The following is a 22,765-nucleotide window of genomic DNA, read 5'->3' as shown; positions in this document are numbered from 1 at the left end:
GAAGAGCCTTATGTCCTCTTTTGCTGAAATGATCGAAAACATCACCCCGGACATCTACGAGAGCCTCAAGCTCGCCGTGGAAATCGGCAAATGGTCCGACGGCCGCAAGCTCACCGCCGAACAGCGCGAGCTGTCGCTGCAAGCGGTGATTGCCTGGGAACTGCAGAACCTGCCCGAAGACCAGCGCACCGGTTACATGGGCCCGCAGGAATGCGCGTCGAAATCGGCACCGGTGCCGAACATCCTGTTCAAGTCGGATGCGATCCATTGATTGAAATCGGTCGCGGTGCAGTCAGCAAAATGTCGGCGAAACTCGGTGAGCCGACCGTTCAATACGCGTTTCGTCTTGGCGACACCGAGGTTGCGGTCAACCCGTTGATTGGCACCCATATTCGCCTGGAATACCTTGGTGCCATTCATTGCAGCCATTGCGGGCGCAAGACCAAAAACAGCTTCAGCCAGGGTTATTGCTACCCATGCATGACCAAGTTGGCCCAGTGTGACCTGTGCATCATGAGTCCCGAGCGCTGCCATTACGACGCTGGCACCTGCCGCGATCCGGGCTGGGGTGAAACCTTCTGCATGACCGACCACGTGGTGTACCTGGCCAACTCGTCGGGGATCAAGGTCGGCATCACCCGCGCCACGCAGTTGCCGACCCGCTGGCTCGACCAGGGCGCCAGCCAGGCGCTGCCGATCATGCGCGTGGCCACCCGCCAGCAATCGGGCTTTGTCGAGGATCTGTTTCGTAGCCAGGTGGCCGACAAAACCAACTGGCGCGCGCTGCTCAAGGGCGACGCGCAGTCGGTCGACCTCAAGCAGGTACGCGATGAGTTGTTCGCCTCCTGCGCCGAAGGTTTGCTGGGGTTGCAGGAACGCTTTGGCCTGCAGGCCATCCAAACCATTGCCGACATCGAACCGATCGAGATCCGTTATCCGGTGCAGCAGTACCCGGCCAAGATCGTCAGCTTCAACCTGGACAAGAATCCGATTGCCGAAGGCACGCTGCTGGGGATCAAGGGCCAATACCTGATCTTCGATACCGGCGTGATCAATATTCGTAAATACACGGCCTACCAGCTCGCCGTGCATCAGTAGAAGGATGCCACCCATGCGCACCGAACAACCGAAGATGATTTACCTGAAGGACTATCAGGCGCCGGACTACCTGATCGACGAGACGCACCTGACCTTCGAGTTGTTCGAGGACCACAGCCTGGTCCACGCGCAGCTGGTGATGCGCCGCAACCCCGAGCGCGGCGCCGGGCTGCCGCCGTTGGTGCTGGACGGCCAGCAACTGGAGCTGCTGAGCGTGAACCTCGCCGATCAGGCGCTGACGGCTGCTGACTACCAGTTGACCGACAGCCACCTGACGCTGCAGCCACAGAGCGAAACCTTCACCCTCGACACCACGGTCAAGATTCATCCGGAAACCAATACCGCCCTTGAAGGCCTGTACAAATCCGGTGGCATGTTCTGCACCCAGTGCGAGGCCGAAGGCTTTCGCAAGATCACCTACTACCTCGACCGTCCGGACGTGATGAGCGTGTTCACCACCACGGTGATCGCCGAGCAGCATCGCTACCCGGTGCTGCTGTCCAACGGCAACCCGATTGCCAGCGGCCCCGGCGAAGACGGGCGGCACTGGGCGACCTGGGAAGACCCGTTCAAGAAACCGGCCTACCTGTTTGCCCTGGTGGCCGGTGACCTGTGGTGTGTCGAAGACAGCTTCACCACCATGACCCAGCGCGAAGTCGCGCTGCGCATCTATGTCGAGCCGGAAAACATCGACAAGTGCCAGCACGCCATGACCAGCCTGAAAAAATCCATGCGCTGGGATGAAGAGACCTACGGCCGCGAGTACGACCTCGACATCTTCATGATCGTGGCGGTCAGCGACTTCAACATGGGCGCCATGGAGAACAAGGGCCTCAATATCTTCAACTCCAGCGCCGTGCTGGCCCGCGCCGAAACCGCTACCGATGCGGCCCACCAGCGTGTCGAAGCCATCGTCGCCCACGAATACTTCCATAACTGGTCGGGCAACCGCGTGACCTGCCGCGACTGGTTCCAGCTGTCGCTCAAGGAAGGCTTTACCGTGTTCCGTGACTCGGGCTTTTCCGCCGACATGAACTCGGCCACGGTCAAGCGCATCCAGGATGTGGCGTACCTGCGTACCCACCAGTTTGCCGAAGACGCCGGCCCCATGGCCCACGCGGTGCGCCCGGACAGCTTTATCGAAATCTCCAATTTCTACACCCTGACCGTGTACGAAAAGGGTTCGGAAGTCGTCGGTATGCTCCACACCTTGCTCGGCGCCGAAGGCTTTCGCAAAGGCAGCGACCTGTATTTCGAGCGCCACGACGGCCAGGCCGTGACCTGCGATGACTTCATCAAGGCTATGGAAGATGCCAACGGCGTCGACCTCAGCCAGTTCAAGCGCTGGTACAGCCAGGCCGGCACGCCACGTCTGGCGGTGAGCGAGTCCTTCGATGCGGCGGCCAAGACCTACAGCCTGACCTTCCGCCAGAGCTGCCCGCCAACCCCGGACAAGGTAGAAAAACTGCCGTTCGTGATCCCGGTCGAGCTGGGCCTGCTGGACGACAAGGGCGCCGGTATCGCCTTGCGCCTGGAAGGTGAAGCCACGGCAAGCGGTACCTCCCGTGTGATCTCGGTGACCGAAGCCGAGCAGACTTTCACCTTTGTTGACGTCGCGCAAAAACCGTTGCCTTCACTGCTGCGTGGCTTCTCGGCACCGGTGAAACTGAGCTTCCCGTATGACCGCGACCAATTGATGTTCCTGATGCAGCACGACAGCGACGGCTTCAACCGCTGGGACGCCGGCCAGCAGTTGTCGGTGCAGGTGTTGCAGGAACTGATCGGCCAGCATCAGGCGGGGCAGCCGCTGAAGCTCGATCAACGCCTGATCGACGCGTTGCGCACGGTATTGAGCGACGAACGCCTGGACCAGGCCATGGTCGCCGAGATGCTCTCGTTGCCGAGCGAAGCCTACCTGGCCGAAATCAGTGAAGTGGCGGATGTCGATGCGATCCACGCCGCCCGCGAATTTGCCCGCAAGCAACTGGCCGACAACCTGTTCGAAGGGCTGTGGCTGCGCTATCAGGCCAACCGTGACCTGTCCCGGAAAACGCCCTACGTGGCAGAGGCCGAGCACTTTGCCCGGCGTGCCCTGCAGAACATCGCATTGTCCTATTTGATGCTCAGCGGCAGGCCTGAAGTGCTGGCGGCGACGCTGGACCAATTCGACACCAGCGACAACATGACCGAGCGCCTGACGGCCCTGGCCGTGCTGGTGAACTCGCCATTCGAAGCGGAAAAAGCCCAGGCGCTGGCGGTGTTTGCCGAGAACTTCAAGGACAACCCGCTGGTCATGGACCAATGGTTCAGCGTACAGGCCGGCAGCACCCTGCCGGGCGGGCTGGCGCGGGTCAAGGCATTGATGGAACATCCGGCGTTCACCATCAAGAATCCGAACAAAGTGCGCGCCCTGATTGGCGCCTTTGCCGGGCAGAACCTGATCAACTTCCACGCGGCGGATGGTTCGGGCTACCGCTTCCTGGCGGACCTGGTGATCCAGCTCAACACGCTGAACCCACAGATTGCGTCGCGCCAGTTGGCACCGCTGACGCGCTGGCGTAAATACGACGCCGCGCGGCAAGCGCTGATGAAGGCGGAACTGGAACGCATCCTGGGCGCGGGCGAGCTGTCCAGCGATGTGTTCGAGGTGGTCAGCAAGAGCCTTGCCTGACAATGTAGGAGGGGGCTTAGTCTGTAGGAGCGAGCTTGCTCGCGAAAAACTCACAGGCACCGCGTTCATTCAGAAAGCACGCGTTATCGTTGACGTTTTTCGCGAGCAAGCTCGCTCCTACAGGAAGCCAGGGCAAGCCCCCTACCACATTGATCGGAACGGGATGCAGCTTATTGGGCAAGCGGCGTCAGCACCTCGGCCTTGTCGTCCAGCACCATCACCACCAGCAGCCTGGCAGGCTGGGTCTGGCTGGCGTTGCTCGATTCGAAGTGCCGTGAACCGGCGGGCTCGTAGAACGACTCGCCGGCCTTGTAGGTCACGGCTTTCTCATCGTTGACCCGTGAAGTGACTGCACCTTCCAGCACATAAGCCACGGCAGTGCCGGTGTGGCTGTGGGGCACGGTGGCCTGGCCGGGGGCGTAGTCCACGGTGAGCATGATGGTTTTCTTGCCGGGCACATTGGTCAAGGCGTGCGCTTGCAGCACCTTGAGGGTTTCCTGGTTGTACACCGGCTCGTGGCCGTAGGCCGTGAGCGAGGTGAGTATCGCAGCGGTGGCGAGCAGTCGTTTCATGATGGGGTTCCACGGGGTTGGAGACCTGTTCACCCTACGCCCGGGGGCAGGATCGACCAATGACCAATCCGCCGGAAAACCCCCTAGCCAATCCGCAACAGGATGTCGCGCACCCTATCCAGCGCCGGGTCGATATCGAGGGTTTCGATGGCACCGAAGCCGAGAATCAGCCCCGCGCGTGGCGCAACGTCGTGGAAAAAACCATCCAGGGGATACAAGCCGACCTCCACCTCCCGCGCCAGTTGCATCAGCAACGGGATATCCACCGGCACCTTGCACAGTGCTGCCAGGTGGAACCCAGCCACCGTCGGCACCGCCTCGAACCAGGGCGACAGGTCGCCCGCCAGGCGCTGCAGGATCCGTTCGCGGCGCCCCGCATACACGCTGTGGCAGCGGCGAATATGTTTGAGCAGATAGCCTTCGCTGATGAACTTGGCCAGCGCCCATTGCGGCAGGGTAGAGCTGTGCTGGTCGGTCAATTGCTTGGCCTTGAGCACCGCGCCATGGATCGCCGGCGGCAGCACCGCGTAGCCCAGGCGCAACTCGGGCAGCAGGGTTTTCGAAAAGGTCCCGACGTAGGTCACCACGCCTCGCGTGTCCAGGCTCTGCAGGGAGTCGGTGGGGCGGCCCTGGTAGCGGAACTCACTGTCGTAGTCGTCTTCGATGATGATCGCGCCGAGTTCGATGGCGCGGTCCAGCAAGGCTTTGCGCCGCGCCAGGCTCATGGGCATGCCGAGGGGAAACTGGTGGGACGGCGTCACATAGACGAGCCGCGTGCCCTCGGGGATCTGGTCGACCTGAATGCCCTGTGCATCGACCGGAACGCTGGCGACCTTCGCCCCCATCGCCACGAACAACTGGCGCGCCGGGCTGTAGCCAGGGTCTTCCATGGCGACAATGCTGCCTGGCTCGAGGACCACGCGGGCGATCAGGTCCAGCGCCTGCTGCGCGCCATTGGTGACCACGATGTCACTGGCGCGGCATTTCACCCCGCGTGAAAACGCGATATGCCCGGCGATGGCCTCGCGCAGTGCCGGCAAGCCCTCCGGTTGGCTATAGAAACCGCTGTTCTTGGCGATACGGCGTAACGCATCCTGGGTGCAGCGCCGCCATTCTTCCTGGGGGAACTGACTGCGCGTGGTTGCCCCGCCGATGAATTCGTAGCGCAGGATGTCGCCGCTGGCGGGGTGGTGCATAGGCGAGGGCAGTGCCGCCCATTTGCTCAGGTTGGCGGCGCAAGCCAGGTCGGTGGCGGTCTGTACACGGTCGGGCTGCGGTGCCCACGCATTGACGAAAGTGCCTCGGCCAATCCTGCCGACCAGCAGGCCTTCATACGTCAAGGTGGCGTAGGTATCCGAGACCGTTTTGCGCGATACGCCCAATTGCTCGGCGAGCAGCCGGCTGGGCGGCAATTGCGCGCCGGCTGCCAGCCGCCCGGTGGCGATGGCTTCGCGCAGTTGCTGGTAAAGCTGGGCCGCCAGGTCCTTGCGGCCATTGATGACGAGGTGCAGTTCCATGTTTCATCCTGGGGCAGATCGATCTGCGCCAAGGTTACGCGCAAATCGATCGGAAGAAACCCGGCGGCCTCAGGACAGGAAACCACCGTCCACGTTCAACGACACGCCAGTGGTGTAGCTCGACGCATCACTGGCCAGGAACAGCACCGCGCCAGCCATTTCGCTGGGGTCGGCCACGCGCTTGAGCGGGATCTGCGCCAGGGCCATCTTCAGGATCGCGTCGTTCTTGACCAGCGCCGAGGCGAACTTGGTGTCGGTCAAGCCTGGCAGCAGCGCGTTGCAACGAATGCCGAATTCGGCGCATTCCTTGGCGAACACTTTGGTCATGTTGATCACGGCGGCCTTGGTCACCGAATAGATGCCCTGGAACACGCCAGGGGAAATGCCGTTGATCGAGGCGACGTTGATGATGCTGCCACCGCCGTTGTCACGCATCAGCTTGCCGGCCTCCACCGACATGAAGAAGTAGCCGCGGATGTTCACGTCGACAGTTTTCTGGAACGCACCGAGGTCAGTGTCCAGTACGTTGCAGAACTGTGGGTTGGTCGCGGCGTTGTTGACCAGGATGTCCAGGCGGCCGAACTGTTCACGGATACCGGCGAACACCTGGGTGATCTGCTCCATTTCACCGATATGGCAGGCCACTGCAGTGGCCTTGCCGCCGTCGGCGATGATCGCGTCGGCAACGTGCTGGCAGCCTTCGAGTTTGCGGCTGGAGACAATCACATGGGCGCCTTGCTGGGCCAGCAGCTTGGCGATGGCCTCGCCGATGCCACGGCTGGCGCCGGAAACGAAAGCGATCTTGCCGTCGAGGTCGAACAGGTGGGTCTTGGACATGAAGGGTTCCTTGTGATTGTTATCAGAGGGCGGATTTGCCGATGACTGCCAGGCTCATCTGTTCCAGCAGCTTGTTCATGTGGATGAACTGGGCAAAACGTTTGTCCTGGGTCTGGCCATGGAAGAAACGGTAGTAGATCTGCTGCACGATGCCGGCCAGGCGGAACAGACCGTAGGTGTAGTAGAAGTCGAAATTGTCGATCTGGATGCCCGAGCGTTCGGCGTAGTAGTCGACGAACTGGCGGCGGGTGAGCATGCCAGGCGCATTGCTTGGCTGGCGACGCATCAACTGCACGGGCGCGGGGTCAGCGGCTTCGATCCAGTAGGCAAGGGTGTTGCCCAGGTCCATCAACGGATCGCCCAGGGTGGTCAGCTCCCAGTCGAGCACGCCGATGATCTGCATCGGGTTGCGCGGGTCGAGAATCACATTGTCGAAGCGATAGTCGTTGTGCACGATGCTGGAGGTCGGGTGGTCGGCCGGCATTTTATCGTTGAGCCAGGCGCGCACGGCTTCCCAGCGCGGTGCATCGGGGGTCAGGGCTTTTTCGTAGCGCTCGCTCCAGCCGCGGATCTGGCGTTCCACGTAGCCTTGGGGCTTGCCCAGGTCGGCCAGGCCGCAGGCGGTGTAGTCGACCTGATGCAGTTCGACGAATTTGTCGATAAAGCTTTTGCACAACGCTTCGGTTCGGCTCGCGTCCAGGCCCAGTTCGGCCGGCAGGTCGGAGCGCAAAATAATCCCATTGACCCGTTCCATGACATAGAACTCGGCGCCGATCACCGTTTCATCGGTGCAGTGCACGTAGGCCTTGGGGCAGTACGGAAAGCCATCCTTGAGCTGGTTGAGAATGCGATATTCACGCCCCATGTCGTGGGCGGACTTGGCCTTGTGGCCGAAGGGCGGGCGACGCAACACGAATTCCTGGTCCGGGTATTCCAGCAGATAGGTCAGGTTGGAGGCGCCGCCGGGAAACTGGCTGATCTTGAGCGTGCCGTGCAGGCCGGGAATATGGGCCTTGAGGTAGGGATCGATCAGGCCGGCATCAAGTTCTTCGCCGGGGCGAATCTGGGTCGATTGGTCGTTAAGCGGCATGCTTATCCCTTCTGCTTATTTTAAAGGCCTTGGACTATTGGCTAATCTAATGCGCGTCACCGCCCAGCGACAAGGTCGGGGCGGCTTAATAGGTTAGCGTGTTGGGGAATGATCAGCGGGCCTGATCCACGCAAATCACCAGGGCGGCACGGCCCCGGCGCGGGTATTCGCTACGGGTTGCGCGACGGGAGTGTCACGGGGGTCAGTACAGGGCGACCGGCAAAGTATTCCACCAGATTGTCGGCGACCCGTTGCACGGTGTCGTGGGTGGCTTCGGGCGACAGGCCGGCTACATGGGAGGTCAGCACGGTATTGTTCAGGCGCTTGAGCGCATCGGGCACCTTGGGTTCGTCGTCGAAGACGTCCAGCGCGGCGCCGCCGATACGTCGCTGTTCCAGCGCAGCCACCAGGTCGGCGGTGACCACCACGCTGCCACGACCGATATTGACCAGATAGCCGTTCGGCCCCAGGGCGTCGAGGGCGTGGCGATCGATCAGGTGGCGAGTGCTGGCGCCACCGGGCGTGGCCAGGATCAGGAAATCCGAGGTGCGCGCCAATTCCACGGCGGTTGAGCAGTAGGTGTAATCCACGTCATCGCGGGGTTGGCGGTTGTGGTAGCTCACCTCCATGCCAAACCCCAGGGACGCGCGCTTGGCGATCTCCAGGCCTACGGCGCCCAGCCCGAGAATCCCAAGTTGCTTGCCGCCCAGGGAAGGGCGCATCACCTTTGGCCATTCACTGCGGCGCACGGCGGCGTCAGTCTGGGGGATACCGCGCACCAGCGACAGCAGCAAGGCCATGGCATGGTCGGCCACCGACGGCGCATTCACCCCGGCGCCGTTAGTCACCACAATCCCACGGTTGGCGGCGGCCTGCAGGTCTACATGTTCGTAGCCGGCACCGATCACGCAGATAATCTCCAGCAGCGGCAGCGCGGCGATTTCCTCGGCATACAGCCCCAGCGGGCCACGGGTGAGCACAGCCTTGATCTGCCCGCCGTGGGCCTTGATCGCCTGGGCACGTTCGACAGGCGTCGGAGCCAGGATCACATGGAAATCATTGCTCTCGATGATTTGCAGGTATTCGTTGATGGTCTCAACCAGGACCAGAACAGTGGTAGTCATGCAAGGTTCTTCCTGAAGTGCTTGAGCGCATGAGTATGCGGGATTTGTAAGACGGAACGTAGGTTGCTGTAGGAGCGAGCTTGCTCTCGAACGAAGTTGAGTGCGCTACGCATTACCGTGCAGCCGGCTCCCCCACCGAACCATTCCTCAGCTAAGTCTTTGCTTATGCACGAGAATCCCGGACAATCGCGCCCCTGTTGAGGTCGGGGCGCTGCCTGTCAGGTTTTTCTGACTCGTCCCGGCCGTGTGAATGCGGAGATCCGACCGGATGAATGATCAGGCCAATAGCGTCGACGAACGCTATGCAACGACACCTGCAACGCTCACAAGCTGGAGCCGCCAGGACACCACCTGGATGCTTGGGCTGTTCGGCACCGCCATCGGCGCCGGTACTTTGTTCTTGCCGATCAACGCGGGCCTGGGGGGCTTCTGGCCGCTGGTGATCCTGGCGCTGCTGGCCTTTCCAATGACGTTCTTTGCCCACCGTGGGCTGACGCGTTTCGTACTCTCCGGCCGGGAAGGCTCCGACATTACCGATGTGGTCGAAGAGCATTTCGGCATTAAAGCCGGCGCGCTGATCACCTTGCTGTACTTCTTTGCGATCTTCCCGATCCTGCTGATCTACAGCGTGGCCCTGACCAACACCGTCAGCAGCTTCATGGAACACCAACTGCACATCATGCCGCCGCCTCGGGCAGTGCTGGCGTTTGTGCTGATCCTGGGCTTGCTGGCGGTGGTGCGTTGCGGCGAAAAGGTGATCGTCAAGGCCATGAGCCTGATGGTATATCCGTTTATCGTTGCCTTGCTGTTCCTCGCCGTATACCTGGTGCCGCATTGGACGGGCGGCATCCTCAGTACCGCCCGTGAGATTCCGGCGCCGTCGGCCTTGCTCAACACCTTGTGGCTGGCGATTCCGGTGATGGTGTTCTCGTTCAATCACTCGCCGATCATCTCGGCCTTCGCGGTAGACCAGAAACGTCAGTATGGGGCACACGCCGACGAGCGTAGCTCGCAGATCCTGTCCCGCGCGCACCTGTTGATGGTGGTGATGGTGCTGTTCTTTGTGTTCAGCTGCGTGCTGACCCTGTCACCGGCGCAGTTGGCCGAGGCGAAAGCGCAGAATCTGTCGATCCTGTCGTACCTGGCCAACCACTTTGACAACCCGACCATCGAGTTCGCCGCGCCGTTGATTGCATTCGTGGCAATTGCCAAGTCGTTCCTGGGCCACTACATCGGTGCCAGCGAGGGCCTCAAGGGCCTGGTGCTGAAGACCGGCCGCCGTCCGGCAGCCAAGTCCCTGGACCGCATGACGGCCGCCTTCATGCTGGTGGTGTGCTGGATTGTCGCCACGCTTAACCCGAGCATCCTCCGCATGATCGAGACCCTGGGCGGGCCGGTGATTGCATCGATCCTGTTCCTGATGCCGATGTACGCCATCCGCAAAGTGCCGGCCATGGCCAAGTACCGGGGGCAAGCGTCGAATGTGTTTGTAACGGCGGTGGGGTTGGTGGCGATTACTGCGTTGGTGTATTCGCTGATGGCTTAAGGTCTGACGCAATCTCCAAGGCTGTCCCAGAACTAAATGTGGGAGGGGGCTTGCCCCCGATGGCGGTGTATCAGTCAACTATGAATTGACTGAACCACTGCTATCGGGAGCAAGCCCCCTCCCACATTTGTTTGTATTCCAGGCATAAAAAAACGCCGCGTACCTTGCGATACGCGGCGCCTATCACATCAACATACCGTTAGGCTTGAATCACCGGGATGTTGGCGCTTGCCGCGATCTTGCGGAACTCGGCGATCTGGTCGAAGTTCAGGTAGCGGTAGACGTCACTGGCCATGGTGTCCAGTTTCGCCGCGTAGCCCATGTACTCTTCGACGGTCGGCAGGCGACCCAGGGTAGAGGCGACTGCCGCCAGCTCGGCCGAGGCCAGGTAGACGTTGGCGCCATCGCCCAGACGGTTCGGGAAGTTACGGGTCGAGGTCGACACGACGGTCGAATTCGGCTCTACACGTGCCTGGTTACCCATGCACAGCGAGCAGCCCGGCATTTCCATGCGCGCGCCAGCCCTGCCGTAGATGCCGTAGTAGCCTTCTTCGGTCAGTTGGTGAGCGTCCATCTTGGTCGGCGGCGACAGCCATAGGCGGGTTGGCAACTGGCCCTTGACCTGCTCCAGCAGCTTACCGGCAGCGCGGAAGTGACCGATGTTGGTCATGCACGAACCGATGAACACTTCGTCGATCTTCTCACCGGCAACGCTCGACAGCAGACGGGCATCGTCCGGGTCGTTCGGTGCGCAGAGGATCGGCTCGTTGATTTCCGACAGGTCGATCTCGATGATTTCGGCGTATTCGGCGTCGGCATCGGCTTCCATCAGCTCCGGGTTGGCAACCCAGGCTTCCATCGCTTGGGCGCGACGTTCCAGGGTGCGTGGATCGCCGTAGCCTTCGCCGATCATCCAGCGCAGCAAGGTGATGTTGGAGTTCAGGTACTCGGTGACGGAGTCCTTGGACAGCTTGATGGTGCAACCGGCAGCCGAACGTTCAGCCGAGGCGTCGGACAGCTCGAAAGCCTGTTCCAGCGTCAGGTCGTTCAGGCCTTCGATTTCCAGGATGCGGCCGGAGAAGGCGTTTTTCTTGCCTTTCTTCTCTACGGTCAGCAGGCCAGCCTGGATCGCGTAGTAAGGAATGGCATGCACCAGGTCACGCAGAGTGATGCCAGGCTTCATCTTGCCTTTGAAGCGCACCAGGATCGATTCCGGCATGTCCAGCGGCATCACGCCGGTGGCAGCGGCGAACGCGACCAGACCGGAGCCGGCCGGGAACGAGATGCCCATCGGGAAGCGGGTGTGGGAGTCACCACCGGTACCGACGGTGTCCGGCAGCAGCATGCGGTTCAGCCAGCTGTGGATGATGCCGTCGCCTGGACGCAGCGATACACCGCCACGGGTCATGATGAAGTCAGGCAGGGTGTGGTGGGTGGTCACGTCGATCGGCTTTGGATAGGCCGCGGTGTGGCAGAACGACTGCATCACCAGGTCGGTCGAGAAGCCCAGGCACGCCAGGTCTTTGAGTTCATCACGGGTCATTGGACCGGTGGTGTCCTGGGAACCGACGGTGGTCATCTTCGGTTCGCAGTAGGTGCCAGGGCGCACGCCTTTGCCTTCCGGCAGGCCGCACGCCTTGCCGACCATTTTCTGCGCCAGGGTGAAGCCCTTGCCGGTGTCGACAGGCGCTTCAGGCAGCTTGAACAGGTCGGTAGGGCCCAGGCCCAGTTCGGCACGGGCCTTGTCGGTCAGGCCGCGACCGATGATCAGCGGAATACGGCCGCCGGCGCGTACTTCGTCCAACAGCACCGGGGTCTTCATTTCGAAGGTGGTGATGACTTCATCGGTGCCGTGTTTGCAGACTTTGCCAGCATGCGGGTACAGGTCGATCACGTCGCCCATGTGCATGTTGGTGACGTCGAACTCGATCGGCAGTGCGCCCGCATCTTCCATGGTGTTGTAGAAGATCGGAGCGATCTTGCTGCCGAAGCAGAAACCGCCGGCGCGCTTGTTCGGAACAAAGGGAACGTCGTCGCCGAAGAACCACAGTACGGAGTTGGTCGCCGATTTACGCGACGAACCGGTACCGACCACGTCGCCAACGTAGGCGATCGGGAAGCCTTGGCCGCGCATTTCTTCGATCTGCTTCATCGGGCCGGTCTTGCCTTGCTCGTCCGGCACGATGCCTTCACGGGCCATTTTCAGCATGGCCAGGGCGTGCAGCGGGATGTCAGGGCGCGACCAGGCGTCCGGGGCAGGGGACAGGTCGTCGGTGTTGGTTTCGCCGGTGACCTTGAACACGCGCAGGCTGATCTTGTCGGCCAGGGTCGGACGGTTGCGGAACCATTCGCCGTCGGCCCAGGACTGGATCACGCCTTTGGCGTGTTCGTTGCCATTGCGGGCTTTTTCCGCCACGTCGTGGAACGCATCGAACATCAACAGGGTGTGCTTGAGTTGGGCGGCCGCGACAGGCGCCAGCGTGGCGTCGTCCAGCAGCTCGACCAACGTCACGATGTTGTAGCCGCCTTGCATGGTGCCAAGCAGTTCAACAGCGCGCTTTTTGTCGATCAGGGGGGAGGTGGCTTCGCCCTTGGCCAGGGCGGACAGGAAACCGGCCTTGACGTAGGCAGCTTCGTCAACGCCCGGTGGAATGCGGTTGGTGATCAGGTCAACGAGGAATTCTTCTTCGCCAGCCGGGGGATTTTTCAGCAGCTCGACCAGGCCTGCGGTTTGTTCGGCGTTAAGCGGCTGGGGCACGATACCCAGGGCGGCACGCTCTTCGATATGTTTGCGGTAGGCTTCAAGCACAGTTATTACCCTCATCAGTGGTCCCACGGGACGCTCATCCAGGAATGACCGGCACGCGTGCGCTCGGGGGCTTTTTGGGCCGCAAAGCCAGCGCTGCCGACCGTCCTTACAGAAGCTGCTTTCAAAGTTTTACGCCTGCAGAACGGAGCTGATGAGGGTTGGCGCAAGTGTTGACCTACCTGGGTCAAACCTGCGCCAACACCGTTCTGAAGGAACGACTGTGCTCGTGACGCTTTGAAAACAGCTTCCAGCGGATTATTGGCGCCTTACAAGGCCGGGTGATTCTACGGCAAAAAAAATCTAAAGGTAAGTTGCGTCACCAAGTTTGCAGGGTGATCAACCTTAGACAAAGGGCTAACATGGCGCACTGTTTCGCTGATCTGCGTGTTTTCGCCCATGTCCAACCAAACCATCAAGACCCCCTGCGTCGGCCTGTGCTCCACGGTCTACGGCGATCTCGTGTGTCGCGGCTGCAAGCGCTTTCACCACGAAGTGATCCAGTGGAATGGCTATAACGAAGAAGAAAAGCGTGCGGTCTGGCTCAGGCTCGAGCAATTGCTGGTGCAGGTGATGGCCGGCAAAGTCGAGGTTTTTGCCCCCAAGACCCTGCGCGGGCAGCTGGAACAACGCAAGATTCGCTTCGTGCCGCACCAGTCCGAGTATTGCTGGGCCTATCAGTTGATTGCGCGTGGGGCACGGGTGATCAATAACCTGGAGGCCTATGGCATGGTGCTGCTACCGGAGTTTCGCGACTGGCCCTTGCCAGACCTGCGCGATGCGATTGATCGGGAGTTCTTTATCTTGTCCGAGGCGCATTACCAGCGTTATATCGCACCGGGATTCCTGAAGGATGCGCTATCTACCTGACGGTACAGGGGGCCCCTGTAGGAGCGAGCTTGCTCGCGAAAAACGCCCAGGCAACGCGTTCATTCTGAATAAACGCGGGGGGCCTGAGCTCTTCGCGAGCAAGCTCGCTCCTACAGAAAAGCCTTGAGGCAAGCCCCCTCCCACATTTTGATCTTCATTGCTTCAGGCTTGGGTGGCGAGTTCTTCCAAATGGTCCATCAGCGTCTGCGGCTTGAGCACCAGCACATCGCTTTCCACCGCATCCAGCACCACCTCTGCCGTATTGCCGATCAACGCCCCGGAAATTCCAGTGCGCGCCACGGTGCCGATAATCGTCAGTGCCGCCTGCAACTGGTGGGCAATATGGGGAATCAGCACATCCGCCGGGCCTTCCTTGATATGCAGGTGTGCGTCATCCACATCGAATTCGGCCTGGAAGGCCTGGCACTGCTCGCGATAACGCGCCTCAATGGTTTCCCGCAGTTGAAACGTCGGGTCCGCCGCCGACAGCATCGGCGAGGGGTGTGCGCTGATCACATGCAACTGCGCCTTGGCCAGGCTGGCGATATCAAAGCCGTGGTCGATGATGGAATTGTGCAGCGAGCGGTGTTCGCTGTCGGTATTGCCCACGTCGACGGCGGCCAGGATTACTCCACCGGCCCAGGGCGTAGCGGTCTTGACCAGCAGCACGGGCGTCGGGCAATAGCGCAGCAGTTTCCAGTCTGCCGGCGTCAGCAGGGCCTTTTTCAGCGGGCTGTCGGCAAAATGCTGCTTGATCACCAGGCCGCAGCCCTCGGCCTGCTGCACGTCGACGATGGTTTCATGCAAGCTGTCGTTCCACGCCTGTTCGGTCGTGACGCTGTACCCGTCCTCCTGCAGGCCGGATTTGAGCAGGCTCAGCAGCGCCGAATGTTCATGCTTTCTGTCACAGACCAGCAAATGCAGGTGCGCGTCGGTGACCCCGGCGATCAGCTTCGCGCGCTTGAGGGCCAGGCTTTCGGGATGCTCGGGCTCGATGACCACCAGGATGCTGCGGATGGCTTGCATGGTCGGTTCTCCAGGAGTGGGCCTGCAACAACTATAGTTGCTGCACGCGTGCCGTCATCTTGATGTACATCAAGGCCCATGGCTGGTGGTCTGCGGCGTGGTCGGTATAATCGGCGCCCTTTTGTGATCCTTTGCCCGTGAGCCCGATGATCCTGCCCGAAATCCACGAATTCCTCGGTTGCCGCACCCCCGACGCCTGGGTCCAGGCCGCGCTGGCCGACCAGGACACCCTGCTGATCGACCACAAGAACTGCGAATTCAAAGCCGCCAGCACCGCCCTGAGCCTGATCGCCAAGTATCACGGCCACCTCGACCTGATCAACATGATGTCGCGCCTGGCCCGTGAAGAGCTGGTGCACCACGAGCAGGTCATGCGCCTGATGAAAAAACGCAAGGTTGAACTGCGCCAATTGTCCGCCGGCCGCTACGCCTCGGGTTTGCGCAAGGTGGTGCGCAACCATGAGCCGGTCAAGCTGGTGGATACCCTGGTGGTGGGGGCCTTTATCGAAGCGCGCAGTTGCGAGCGTTTCGAAGCGCTGGTGCCGCATTTGGACGAAGAACTCGGCAAGTTCTACTTCGGTTTGCTCAAAAGCGAAGCGCGGCACTTCCAGGGTTACTTGAAACTGGCCTACCAGTACGGTGACGCCAAGGACATCGCCCAGGTGATCGAGCGGGTGAGGGCGGCCGAGCAGGCGTTGATCGAGTCAGCCGACGTCGAGTTCCGCTTTCACAGTGGCGTGCCAGCCTGAGGCCACGGCTACGCCGATCACGGCGCTGATCCCGGTCAGCAGCAGGATCACCGTTTGCGTGCCAAGCGGCGCTGCCAGCACCGCAATCAGCAAGCCCGCCAAGGGCTGGGCGAGGTTGTTGAGCAGGGTGATCACCCCCACGGTTTTGCCGAAATCCTGCACTGGAATCACCCGCTGACGGGTGCTGCGCATGTACACGTTGAACATCTTGTCGAAACCGCTCACCAGCAGGAAACCCACGGCGTACACCCATACGCCTGGGCTGAGGGCGGTGATCAGCGCGCCCACGGCAATCATCGAATACGACAACCCGCCGAGCACCTTCAGCGCCAGGCTCGAACGCGCGAGGTAAAACAGAATTACCAGGGTGACCACCGCGCCAGCGGCTTGCAGCAGGGCGTAGGCGTCCTTGTCCGCCGCGTATTGCCCGGTGACCAGGGCCGCCGACGTGGCCAGCGTCACGCCGACGATCAGGTTCACACCGATGGCCAGGGTAATGATGCGCTTCAACTCCACCCGGCTGCGGATGTGGCCCAAAGCGGTGCGCAGTGGCTGCAGCCAGAGGCCCGCGGGCTGCGGCGCATGGGGCTGCAGGTTCACGCGGGTGTTGCGCTGCCAGGCCAGCATCGCCAGGTCCGCCAGCACAAACAGTGCGGCGATGCCCAGCACTACCCAGGGCCACGCCCAGACTTCCAGCATCAGCGCCGCCGCCAACGGCCCGAGTACCAGGCCGCTCTGGTCGGCGATCTGCGAATAAGACAACGTCTTGGTGTAGGAGTAATGCTGGAAAATATGCGGCATCAGCACTTCCCGCGCCATGATGCCCTGGGTGGTCAATACCCCGCACAACGCCGACAGGATCACCAGCCATTGGATACCGTCGAACAGCCCGTACAGCGCCACCGCTACCACGCAGGCCAACGCCCGATACACCTGGCTGACATGCAGGATGCGCACGGGTGAAAACCTGTCGCACAACGCCCCGCACACCGGAAAGGCCAGGTAGCGCGGCAGTGACTCGACAAAGAACGCCAGGCCCGCCCAAGACACACTCTGGGTGGTTTGGAACACGATCAGCGGCACGATGAACAGCAGAATCTGGTCCGCCAGCCGCGACAGGAACAGTGAAACGAAGAACGCCAAATAATCCTTGCGCATATAACTCCCTGTGAATGGCGTAAAAGAGTGCAGGCTATTTGTTAAAAACTCTTAAAAGCATGAAGCTTGCTGGCACCCTGCGTGCGGCGGCTCCCGTTGGGCAGCTTGCCACCTATACTGCCGGCCTTTCAATCGGCGTTCGCACACTGAGAACTTATGGAAAACCTGGGTCTGGGCAAAGTCCTGCTCGTCGAGGACGATGAGAAGCTGGCAGGGCTGATCGCGCATTTTCTGTCGCAACATGGTTTCGAGGTGCAGGCGGTGCACCGGGGCGATTTGGCCTTGGCGGCATTCCTGGCGTTCAAACCGAAAATCGTCGTGCTCGACTTGATGTTGCCGGGCCAGAGCGGCCTGCATGTGTGTCGCGAGATCCGCGCGGTGTCCGACACACCGATTGTGATCCTCACCGCCAAGGAAGATGACCTGGACCATATCCTGGGCCTGGAGTCCGGTGCCGATGACTATGTGATCAAACCCATCAAGCCGCCGGTGTTGCTGGCGCGCCTGCGGGCGCTGCAACGTCGGCAAGTGCCCGAGACGACGGTACGCGATTACCTGGAATTCGGCCGGTTGTCGATCAACCGCAGTTGCCGGGTGGTCAGCCTGGGCGATGAAAAAATCGACCTCACCACCATGGAGTTCGAATTGCTCTGGCTACTGGCGAGCAGCTCGGGAACCATCCTTTCGCGCGACGACATCCTCAACCGCATGCGCGGCATTGCGTTCGATGGCCTGAACCGCAGCGTCGATGTGTACATCAGCAAACTGCGCGGCAAGCTCAATGACAACCCGCGCGAGCCGGTGTGCATCAAGACCATCTGGGGCAAGGGCTACCTGTTCAATCCTTTCGCCTGGGAGCTGTAGATGCTGCGCCTGTATCTGCGCTTGTACCTGATCCTCGCGCTTGGCTTGGCCGGTGCGATCTGGTTGGTCAACTATGGCCTGGACGCGTACATGCCAGAGTCCAATGAAACCTATAATCGCGAAGCCCTGCGCGGTCCGGCGTGGGCCCTGGTGGAACAACTGCGGCCGGTACAGGGCGAGGCGCGCCAGGCGCGTCTGGATCAGTTGCAACCGCATTACGGCCTGCGCCTGCAACTGGTGCAGCGCGCCAGCCAGCACCTGAGCGCGCGCGAACAGGCACTGCTGGCGGCCGGCCAGGTGGTGGTGCGCGAGGACTTCATGAAGTTCCTCGCGCCCATCGACGACGGCCCGCAGTTGCTCGAAATCCAATTGCCGGAAGAACCGAAATGGTTGTACCTGTGGGCCTATGGCCTCCTGGGCGGGAGCCTGGCCATCGTCTTGTACTTCTGGGTGCGCCCGCACTGGCGCGACCTGGAGCACATCCGCCTGGCGGCGCAGCGCTTTGGCGACAACGACCTCGGTTCGCGCATCCTGTTGCCGCGTCGCTCCACCGTGCGTGCGCTGGCCGGGCACTTCAACCAGATGGCCGAGCGCATCGAAAGCCTGATCGCCAACCAGCGCGAACTGACCAACGCAGTGTCCCACGAGCTGCGCACGCCGATTGCGCGCTTGTCCTTCGAGCTTGACCAACTCAAGCAGCAGGCCGATCCGCGCCAAAGCCGCGAACTGATCGCCGATATGTACGCCGACCTTGGCGAACTTGAAGAAATGGTCTCCGAGCTGTTGACCTACGCCAGCCTGGAACGCGGCGCGACCCAGGTTACCCGCGAAAGCATCGAGGCCCACAGTTGGCTGGACAGCGTGATCGGCAGCGTGGCGCTGGAGGCCGAGGCCGCAGGTGTGCAGTTGTCGCTGCGTACCTGTGAGGTCGATGTGATTCGCATCGAGCCACGATTCATGGCGCGCGCGGTGATCAACCTGCTGCGCAACGCCATTCGCTATGCCGACCGGCGGGTTGAAGTGTCGTTGATCAAGTTCGGCAGCGGTTACGAACTGCAGGTCAGCGACGACGGTCCCGGTATTCCGGTGGAGGGCCGCGCCAAGATCTTTGAACCCTTCATGCGCCTGGATTCAAGCCGCGACCGCCGTACCGGCGGCTTCGGCCTGGGCCTGGCGCTGGTCCAGCGGGTCAGCCAATGGCATGGCGGACAGGTGCAGGTGCTGGACTCGGAGTGGGGTGGCGCGTCGTTTCGGATGACGTGGGCGTATGCCGAGTAAGTATCCGTAAACAACGACAAGCCGATGTGGGAGGGGGCTTGCCCTAATGCCAGTCAGTTAAGAAGTAGGAAGGGTAAAAAGTAACCTGTGGCGAGGGAGCTTGCTCCCGCTGGACTGCGCAGCAGTCCCATTTTTGGGGCCGCTTCGCGGCCCAGCGGGAGCAAGCTCCCTCGCCACAGGTACAGTGCGCTGGGTATTATTTATCCAGGGCAGTCAAGATCCCATGGGCCACTTTCACCCGTTCGGCATTCGGGTAGTTCCTGTTGGCCAGGATCACCACGCCAATATCCCTGCTCGGTACATACGCCACGTAGGCGCCGAAACCATTGGTTGAACCGGTTTTGTTGTAGAGCACATTGGCCGGTTGGGCCTGCGCCGGTTGCAGCCACTTGACGGCGTGCGACTCCAGCGCCATTGGTGTGGAGTTGCCCTCTATCAAGGCCTGCTGGGTGATGGGGTAGGGGTAGTATTCCCAGCCCAGGCCCTGGGTCATGCCGTCGACGCGGTAGTAACCGCTGTGTGTGGTGGCGATCGCCTGTTGCAGCGGCGCGCTCAAGGTTTCGGGGTGCAGGTTGAGCATTACGTAGCGCGCCAGGTCCTGGGTGCTGGTCTTGATGCCGTAGGCTTCGCTGTCGAGTGCGCCTGGGCCCACGCGCACGGGTTTTTCCTGCTTGTCGTAGCCTTGGGCGTAGCGGCCCAGCTTGTCGGCGGGCACGTTGAGGTAGGTGTTCTTCAAGCCCAGCGCCGGCAGCAAGGTCTGTTCCATGGCGACATTGAACGGCTGGCCCAGGCTTTTCGCCGCGAGGTAGCCGAACAAGCCGATGCTCGGGTTGGAGTAGAGGCGTCGCGTACCGGGGGTGTCGGTGGGTTGCCAATGCCTGTAGTAATCGAGCATGGTCGCGGCGCTGTCGGCCGCACCTGGGAACTGCAGCGGCAGGCCGCCTGCGGTGTAGGTCGCCAGTTGCAACAGGCTGATGTGATCGAACACACTGCCGGCCAGTTCGGCCCAGTGCTGGCTGGCGCGGTCCGACAGCTTCAACTTGCCGCTGGCCTGGGCATAGCCCCCGAGGGTTGAAGTGAAGGTCTTGGACACTGAGCCGACTTCGAACAAGGTGTCTTGCGTGACGGGCTGCTTGCCTTCCCTGGACGCCACGCCGTAGTTAAAGTATTGCGCCTGACCATCCTTCACCACGGCCACCGACAGCCCGACGATGCGCTGTTGTTGCATCAGTGGCTTGACGTGACTGTCCACTACTTCGCGCAGGTCGGGTGCTGCCAGGCACGGAGTAGCAACCAGCAGAGACGCTGAAATCAGCAGGTTTCGTACGCTAAAACGGGATTTTTCCTGCATGTTATTTTCGTTTCCCTGTAACGGATTGACTTAGGGTGAAGCCTGCGCGGGTGCCGCCATCGGGGGCAAGCCCTAATGCCAGTCAGTTAAGGCTTTTTGTAGGAGCGAGCTTGCTCGCGAAAAACGTCAACGATAACGCGTGCTTTCTGAATGAACGCGGTGCCTGTGAGTTTTTCGCGAGCAAGCTCGCTCCTACAGACGGCGGTGTACGCTTAACTGACTGGCATTGGGGCAAGCTCCCTCCCACAGCTGGAGTGTGTCAGGCAAGGTACTTGCGAAACCATCCCAGGGTGCGCTCCCACGCCAGGTTCGCTGCTGCCTCGTCATAACGCGGCGTCGAATCGTTGTGAAAGCCGTGGTTGGCTCCCGGGTAGATAAATGCCTCATACGTCGTGCCGGCGGCTTTAAGCGCCTGCTCGTAGGCCGGCCAACCTTCGTTGATGCGCGCATCCAGCTCCCCGTAATGCAGCATGATCGGTGCCTTGATGCGGGGTACGTCCTTGGCCTCGGGTTGACGCCCGTAGAACGATACGGCCGCCGCCAGTTCCGGGTAGGCCACCGCCGCCGCATTGGTCACGCCACCGCCATAGCAGAAACCGGTGATGCCGACTTTGCCGGTGCTGCTGTCGTGGTGCATCAGCCACTCAATGGCCGCGAAAAAGTCGTTCATCAGTTTGGTGGGGTCGACGGTCTGCTGCAGGGCCACGCCTTTTTCATCGTTGCCGGGGTAGCCGCCCACCGAGGTCAGGCCATCGGGCGCCAGGGCGATAAAGCCGGCTTTGGCCAGGCGCCGCGCTACGTCTTCGATATACGGGTTGAGGCCTCGGTTCTCATGCACGACCACCACCGCAGGCAGTTTGCCCACGGCCTTGGCCGGGCGCACCAGGTAGCCGCGCACCGTGCCATTACCCTTGGGTGACGGGTAAGTGACGTAGTCGGCAACGATAGCGGGGTCGGTGAATTTCACCTGTTCGGCGAATGCGTAGTTGGGGCTCAGGGCGGCGAGCAGGGCCGAGGCGGTCAGGCCACCGAAGGTAAACAGCGCGGCGCGGTCGAGAAATTCGCGGCGGTTCAGCGTGCCGTGGGCGTAGCCATCGTAGAGTTCCAGCAGTTCGGGAGCGAAGTCTTTGGCGGTGAGACGAGTCATCGGTGCAGTCCTCGATTAGCGGTTGCCGTCAAATGTAGACCAGGATCAACCCGTGCGGCCACGGGCGCGGACGCCATTTCTGTTTAGCAGCCCCTGGCCCCTAGCGCTAGCGCGCGAAGCGCTTCGCGCCGGCCACGCAGCCGATCACCGCCACCGTGACCAGCAGCATGCCCAGGCTGACCTGCTCATGCAGCAGGCCCGCCGCCAGCGCCAAACCAAAGAACGGTTGCAGCAACTGCAACTGGCCGACCGCCGCGATGCCACCCTGGGCCAGGCCGCGATACCAGAATACAAAGCCGATCAACATGCTGAACAGCGCGACGTAACCCAGGCTCAGCCAGGCCGGCAGGCTGATGCCGGTGAACGACGCGGGCGCCAGCAGCCAGCTCAACGGCGCGACGACGGGCAGCGACATTACCAGGGCCCAGCAAATCACCTGCCAGCCACCCAGGCTGCGCGAGAGCTTGGCGCCTTCGGCATAGCCCAGGCCGCAGACCAGCACCGCCAATAGCATCAGCAGGTCCCCGGCGGGTGCGGCGCTCAGGCCCTGGGCGAAGGCGTAACCCATCACCAGCGCACTGCCCAGCCCCGAAAACAACCAGAACACCGGTCGCGGCCGCTCGCCGCCGCGCAGCACGCCGAAGATCGCCGTCGCCAGCGGTAGCAGGCCGATAAACACAATGGAGTGTGCGGAGGTCACGTATTGCAGCGCCAGCGCCGTGAGCAGCGGAAAACCGATCACCACGCCGAACGCGACGATAGCCAAGGGCGCCCATTGCGGGCGGGTGGGGCGTTTTTCGCGGAACCACCACAACAGGCACAGCCCCAGGATGGCCGCAAGCGTCGCGCGGATCATGGTCAAGAACACCGGGTCGAATTCCATCACCGCCAGGCGCGTGGCCGGCAGCGAACCACTGAAGATCACCACGCCAATAAAACCGTTGATCCAGCCTTGGGTGCTGCTGTCCAGGCTGCCGAGAATGGAGGTGCGTTCCATGGAGGATGTCCGAAAAAGGGAAGTTGCGTACCCGGCATCCTAGGGCTGAAGATTGAGGCAATCA

Annotated in this window: 19 protein-coding genes; 8 read left to right on the top strand and 11 right to left on the bottom strand. The window is 61.6% G+C overall.

All coding sequences use genetic code 11. The annotated features are described in order from the left end of the window. Nucleotides 1-10: 10 nt before the first annotated feature. From C4J88_RS15290 to pepN, 3 genes are read left to right on the top strand one after another with little or no spacing between them, the layout of a single operon-like run. On the top strand, nt 11-271 hold the full coding sequence (locus C4J88_RS15290; protein ID WP_124367263.1) for a YeaC family protein: 261 nt from the start codon (nt 11-13) through the stop codon (nt 269-271). Next, nucleotides 268-1,098 (top strand): DUF2797 domain-containing protein, encoded by an 831-nt coding sequence (locus C4J88_RS15285; protein WP_164487684.1) that lies wholly within the window; start codon nt 268-270, stop codon nt 1,096-1,098. Before C4J88_RS15290 ends, C4J88_RS15285 begins: the two co-directional genes overlap by 4 nt. Nucleotides 1,099-1,111: 13 nt before the next feature. Then, nucleotides 1,112-3,769: an aminopeptidase N gene (gene pepN, locus C4J88_RS15280; protein ID WP_124407450.1), complete on the top strand. Its 2,658-nt coding sequence runs from the start codon at nt 1,112-1,114 to the stop codon at nt 3,767-3,769. A 170-nt stretch (nt 3,770-3,939) separates the two neighbouring features. On the opposite strand, the gene C4J88_RS15275 is transcribed toward pepN, so the two are convergent. The 5 genes from C4J88_RS15275 to C4J88_RS15255 form a co-directional block, all read right to left on the bottom strand. Then, nucleotides 3,940-4,341 carry a cupin domain-containing protein gene (locus C4J88_RS15275; protein ID WP_124407449.1) on the bottom strand — a complete coding sequence of 134 codons (402 nt, stop codon included), beginning with the start codon at nt 4,339-4,341 and terminating at the stop codon, nt 3,940-3,942. 83 nt (nt 4,342-4,424) lie between these two features. Further along, nucleotides 4,425-5,858: a PLP-dependent aminotransferase family protein gene (locus C4J88_RS15270; RefSeq protein WP_124407448.1), complete on the bottom strand. Its 1,434-nt coding sequence runs from the start codon at nt 5,856-5,858 to the stop codon at nt 4,425-4,427. A 69-nt stretch (nt 5,859-5,927) separates the two neighbouring features. Next, a complete protein-coding gene (locus tag C4J88_RS15265) occupies nt 5,928-6,695 on the bottom strand; it encodes an SDR family oxidoreductase (RefSeq protein WP_124363102.1) in 768 nt (255 codons plus the stop codon). A gap of 22 nt (nt 6,696-6,717) precedes the next feature. Then, nucleotides 6,718-7,785, bottom strand: a complete 1,068-nt coding sequence (locus tag C4J88_RS15260; RefSeq protein WP_124407447.1) for a phosphotransferase family protein — start codon at nt 7,783-7,785, stop codon at nt 6,718-6,720. Between the two features lie 170 nt (nt 7,786-7,955). Then, entirely contained in the window at nt 7,956-8,909 is a 954-nt protein-coding gene (locus C4J88_RS15255; protein ID WP_124407446.1) for a 2-hydroxyacid dehydrogenase, read from the bottom strand. A 268-nt stretch (nt 8,910-9,177) separates the two neighbouring features. Here C4J88_RS15255 and C4J88_RS15250 point away from each other — a divergent pair, with 268 nt between their 5' ends. Beyond that, entirely contained in the window at nt 9,178-10,455 is a 1,278-nt protein-coding gene (locus C4J88_RS15250; protein ID WP_124407445.1) for a serine/threonine transporter, read from the top strand. A 199-nt stretch (nt 10,456-10,654) separates the two neighbouring features. Here C4J88_RS15250 and acnB read toward each other — a convergent pair whose 3' ends face one another. After that, a complete protein-coding gene (gene acnB / locus C4J88_RS15245; protein ID WP_124368976.1) occupies nt 10,655-13,264 on the bottom strand; it encodes a bifunctional aconitate hydratase 2/2-methylisocitrate dehydratase in 2,610 nt (869 codons plus the stop codon). 396 nt (nt 13,265-13,660) lie between these two features. On the opposite strand from acnB, the gene C4J88_RS15240 reads away from it, so the two are divergent. Then, nucleotides 13,661-14,131 (top strand): DUF1289 domain-containing protein, encoded by a 471-nt coding sequence (locus tag C4J88_RS15240; protein ID WP_124407444.1) that lies wholly within the window; start codon nt 13,661-13,663, stop codon nt 14,129-14,131. A gap of 162 nt (nt 14,132-14,293) precedes the next feature. Here the strand turns inward: C4J88_RS15240 and C4J88_RS15235 are convergent, their stop codons facing one another. Next, entirely contained in the window at nt 14,294-15,157 is an 864-nt protein-coding gene (locus tag C4J88_RS15235) for a universal stress protein (protein WP_124407443.1), read from the bottom strand. Between the two features lie 146 nt (nt 15,158-15,303). Here C4J88_RS15235 and C4J88_RS15230 point away from each other — a divergent pair, with 146 nt between their 5' ends. Beyond that, entirely contained in the window at nt 15,304-15,906 is a 603-nt protein-coding gene (locus C4J88_RS15230; RefSeq protein ID WP_124363096.1) for a tRNA-(ms[2]io[6]A)-hydroxylase, read from the top strand. Here C4J88_RS15230 and C4J88_RS15225 read toward each other — a convergent pair. Beyond that, nucleotides 15,862-17,064, bottom strand: coding sequence for an MFS transporter (locus C4J88_RS15225; RefSeq protein WP_124407442.1), 1,203 nt, complete (start codon nt 17,062-17,064; stop codon nt 15,862-15,864). The two genes, C4J88_RS15230 and C4J88_RS15225, sit on opposite strands and share 45 nt — an antisense overlap. Nucleotides 17,065-17,220: 156 nt before the next feature. On the opposite strand from C4J88_RS15225, the gene C4J88_RS15220 reads away from it, so the two are divergent. Together C4J88_RS15220 and C4J88_RS15215 are read left to right on the top strand one after the other, a co-directional pair. Next, on the top strand, nt 17,221-17,928 hold the full coding sequence (locus C4J88_RS15220) for a winged helix-turn-helix domain-containing protein (protein ID WP_124407441.1): 708 nt from the start codon (nt 17,221-17,223) through the stop codon (nt 17,926-17,928). Continuing rightward, nucleotides 17,929-19,206, top strand: a complete 1,278-nt coding sequence (locus C4J88_RS15215) for an ATP-binding protein (protein WP_124407440.1) — start codon at nt 17,929-17,931, stop codon at nt 19,204-19,206. 196 nt (nt 19,207-19,402) lie between these two features. Here the strand turns inward: C4J88_RS15215 and ampC are convergent, their stop codons facing one another. The 3 genes from ampC to C4J88_RS15195 all read right to left on the bottom strand — a co-directional run bounded on the left by ampC (nt 19,403) and on the right by C4J88_RS15195 (nt 22,701). After that, nucleotides 19,403-20,557: a class C beta-lactamase gene (ampC, locus tag C4J88_RS15210; RefSeq protein ID WP_124407439.1), complete on the bottom strand. Its 1,155-nt coding sequence runs from the start codon at nt 20,555-20,557 to the stop codon at nt 19,403-19,405. A 259-nt stretch (nt 20,558-20,816) separates the two neighbouring features. Continuing rightward, nucleotides 20,817-21,704: a YghX family hydrolase gene (gene yghX / locus C4J88_RS15200; RefSeq protein ID WP_124407437.1), complete on the bottom strand. Its 888-nt coding sequence runs from the start codon at nt 21,702-21,704 to the stop codon at nt 20,817-20,819. A gap of 106 nt (nt 21,705-21,810) precedes the next feature. Continuing rightward, on the bottom strand, nt 21,811-22,701 hold the full coding sequence (locus C4J88_RS15195; protein WP_124407436.1) for a DMT family transporter: 891 nt from the start codon (nt 22,699-22,701) through the stop codon (nt 21,811-21,813). Nucleotides 22,702-22,765: the final 64 nt, after the last annotated feature.

This window comes from Pseudomonas sp. R4-39-08 (genome assembly GCF_003852275.1).
In the GTDB taxonomy this organism is placed as follows: domain Bacteria; phylum Pseudomonadota; class Gammaproteobacteria; order Pseudomonadales; family Pseudomonadaceae; genus Aquipseudomonas.
The sequence above is the reverse complement of the archived record's forward strand: the minus strand, read 5'-3'. Positions and strand labels throughout refer to the sequence as shown.

Coding starts and splice junctions, on each gene's coding strand:
- C4J88_RS15290 (WP_124367263.1), top strand. CDS start 11: ATGTCCTCTTTTGCTGAAATGATCGAAAACATCACCCCGGACATCTAC.
- pepN (WP_124407450.1), top strand. CDS start 1,112: ATGCGCACCGAACAACCGAAGATGATTTACCTGAAGGACTATCAGGCG.
- C4J88_RS15275 (WP_124407449.1), bottom strand. CDS start 4,341: ATGAAACGACTGCTCGCCACCGCTGCGATACTCACCTCGCTCACGGCC.
- C4J88_RS15270 (WP_124407448.1), bottom strand. CDS start 5,858: ATGGAACTGCACCTCGTCATCAATGGCCGCAAGGACCTGGCGGCCCAG.
- C4J88_RS15265 (WP_124363102.1), bottom strand. CDS start 6,695: ATGTCCAAGACCCACCTGTTCGACCTCGACGGCAAGATCGCTTTCGTT.
- C4J88_RS15260 (WP_124407447.1), bottom strand. CDS start 7,785: ATGCCGCTTAACGACCAATCGACCCAGATTCGCCCCGGCGAAGAACTT.
- C4J88_RS15255 (WP_124407446.1), bottom strand. CDS start 8,909: ATGACTACCACTGTTCTGGTCCTGGTTGAGACCATCAACGAATACCTG.
- C4J88_RS15250 (WP_124407445.1), top strand. CDS start 9,178: ATGAATGATCAGGCCAATAGCGTCGACGAACGCTATGCAACGACACCT.
- C4J88_RS15240 (WP_124407444.1), top strand. CDS start 13,661: ATGTCCAACCAAACCATCAAGACCCCCTGCGTCGGCCTGTGCTCCACG.
- C4J88_RS15235 (WP_124407443.1), bottom strand. CDS start 15,157: ATGCAAGCCATCCGCAGCATCCTGGTGGTCATCGAGCCCGAGCATCCC.
- C4J88_RS15230 (WP_124363096.1), top strand. CDS start 15,304: ATGATCCTGCCCGAAATCCACGAATTCCTCGGTTGCCGCACCCCCGAC.
- C4J88_RS15225 (WP_124407442.1), bottom strand. CDS start 17,064: ATGCGCAAGGATTATTTGGCGTTCTTCGTTTCACTGTTCCTGTCGCGG.
- C4J88_RS15220 (WP_124407441.1), top strand. CDS start 17,221: ATGGAAAACCTGGGTCTGGGCAAAGTCCTGCTCGTCGAGGACGATGAG.
- C4J88_RS15215 (WP_124407440.1), top strand. CDS start 17,929: ATGCTGCGCCTGTATCTGCGCTTGTACCTGATCCTCGCGCTTGGCTTG.
- ampC (WP_124407439.1), bottom strand. CDS start 20,557: ATGCAGGAAAAATCCCGTTTTAGCGTACGAAACCTGCTGATTTCAGCG.
- yghX (WP_124407437.1), bottom strand. CDS start 21,704: ATGACTCGTCTCACCGCCAAAGACTTCGCTCCCGAACTGCTGGAACTC.
- C4J88_RS15195 (WP_124407436.1), bottom strand. CDS start 22,701: ATGGAACGCACCTCCATTCTCGGCAGCCTGGACAGCAGCACCCAAGGC.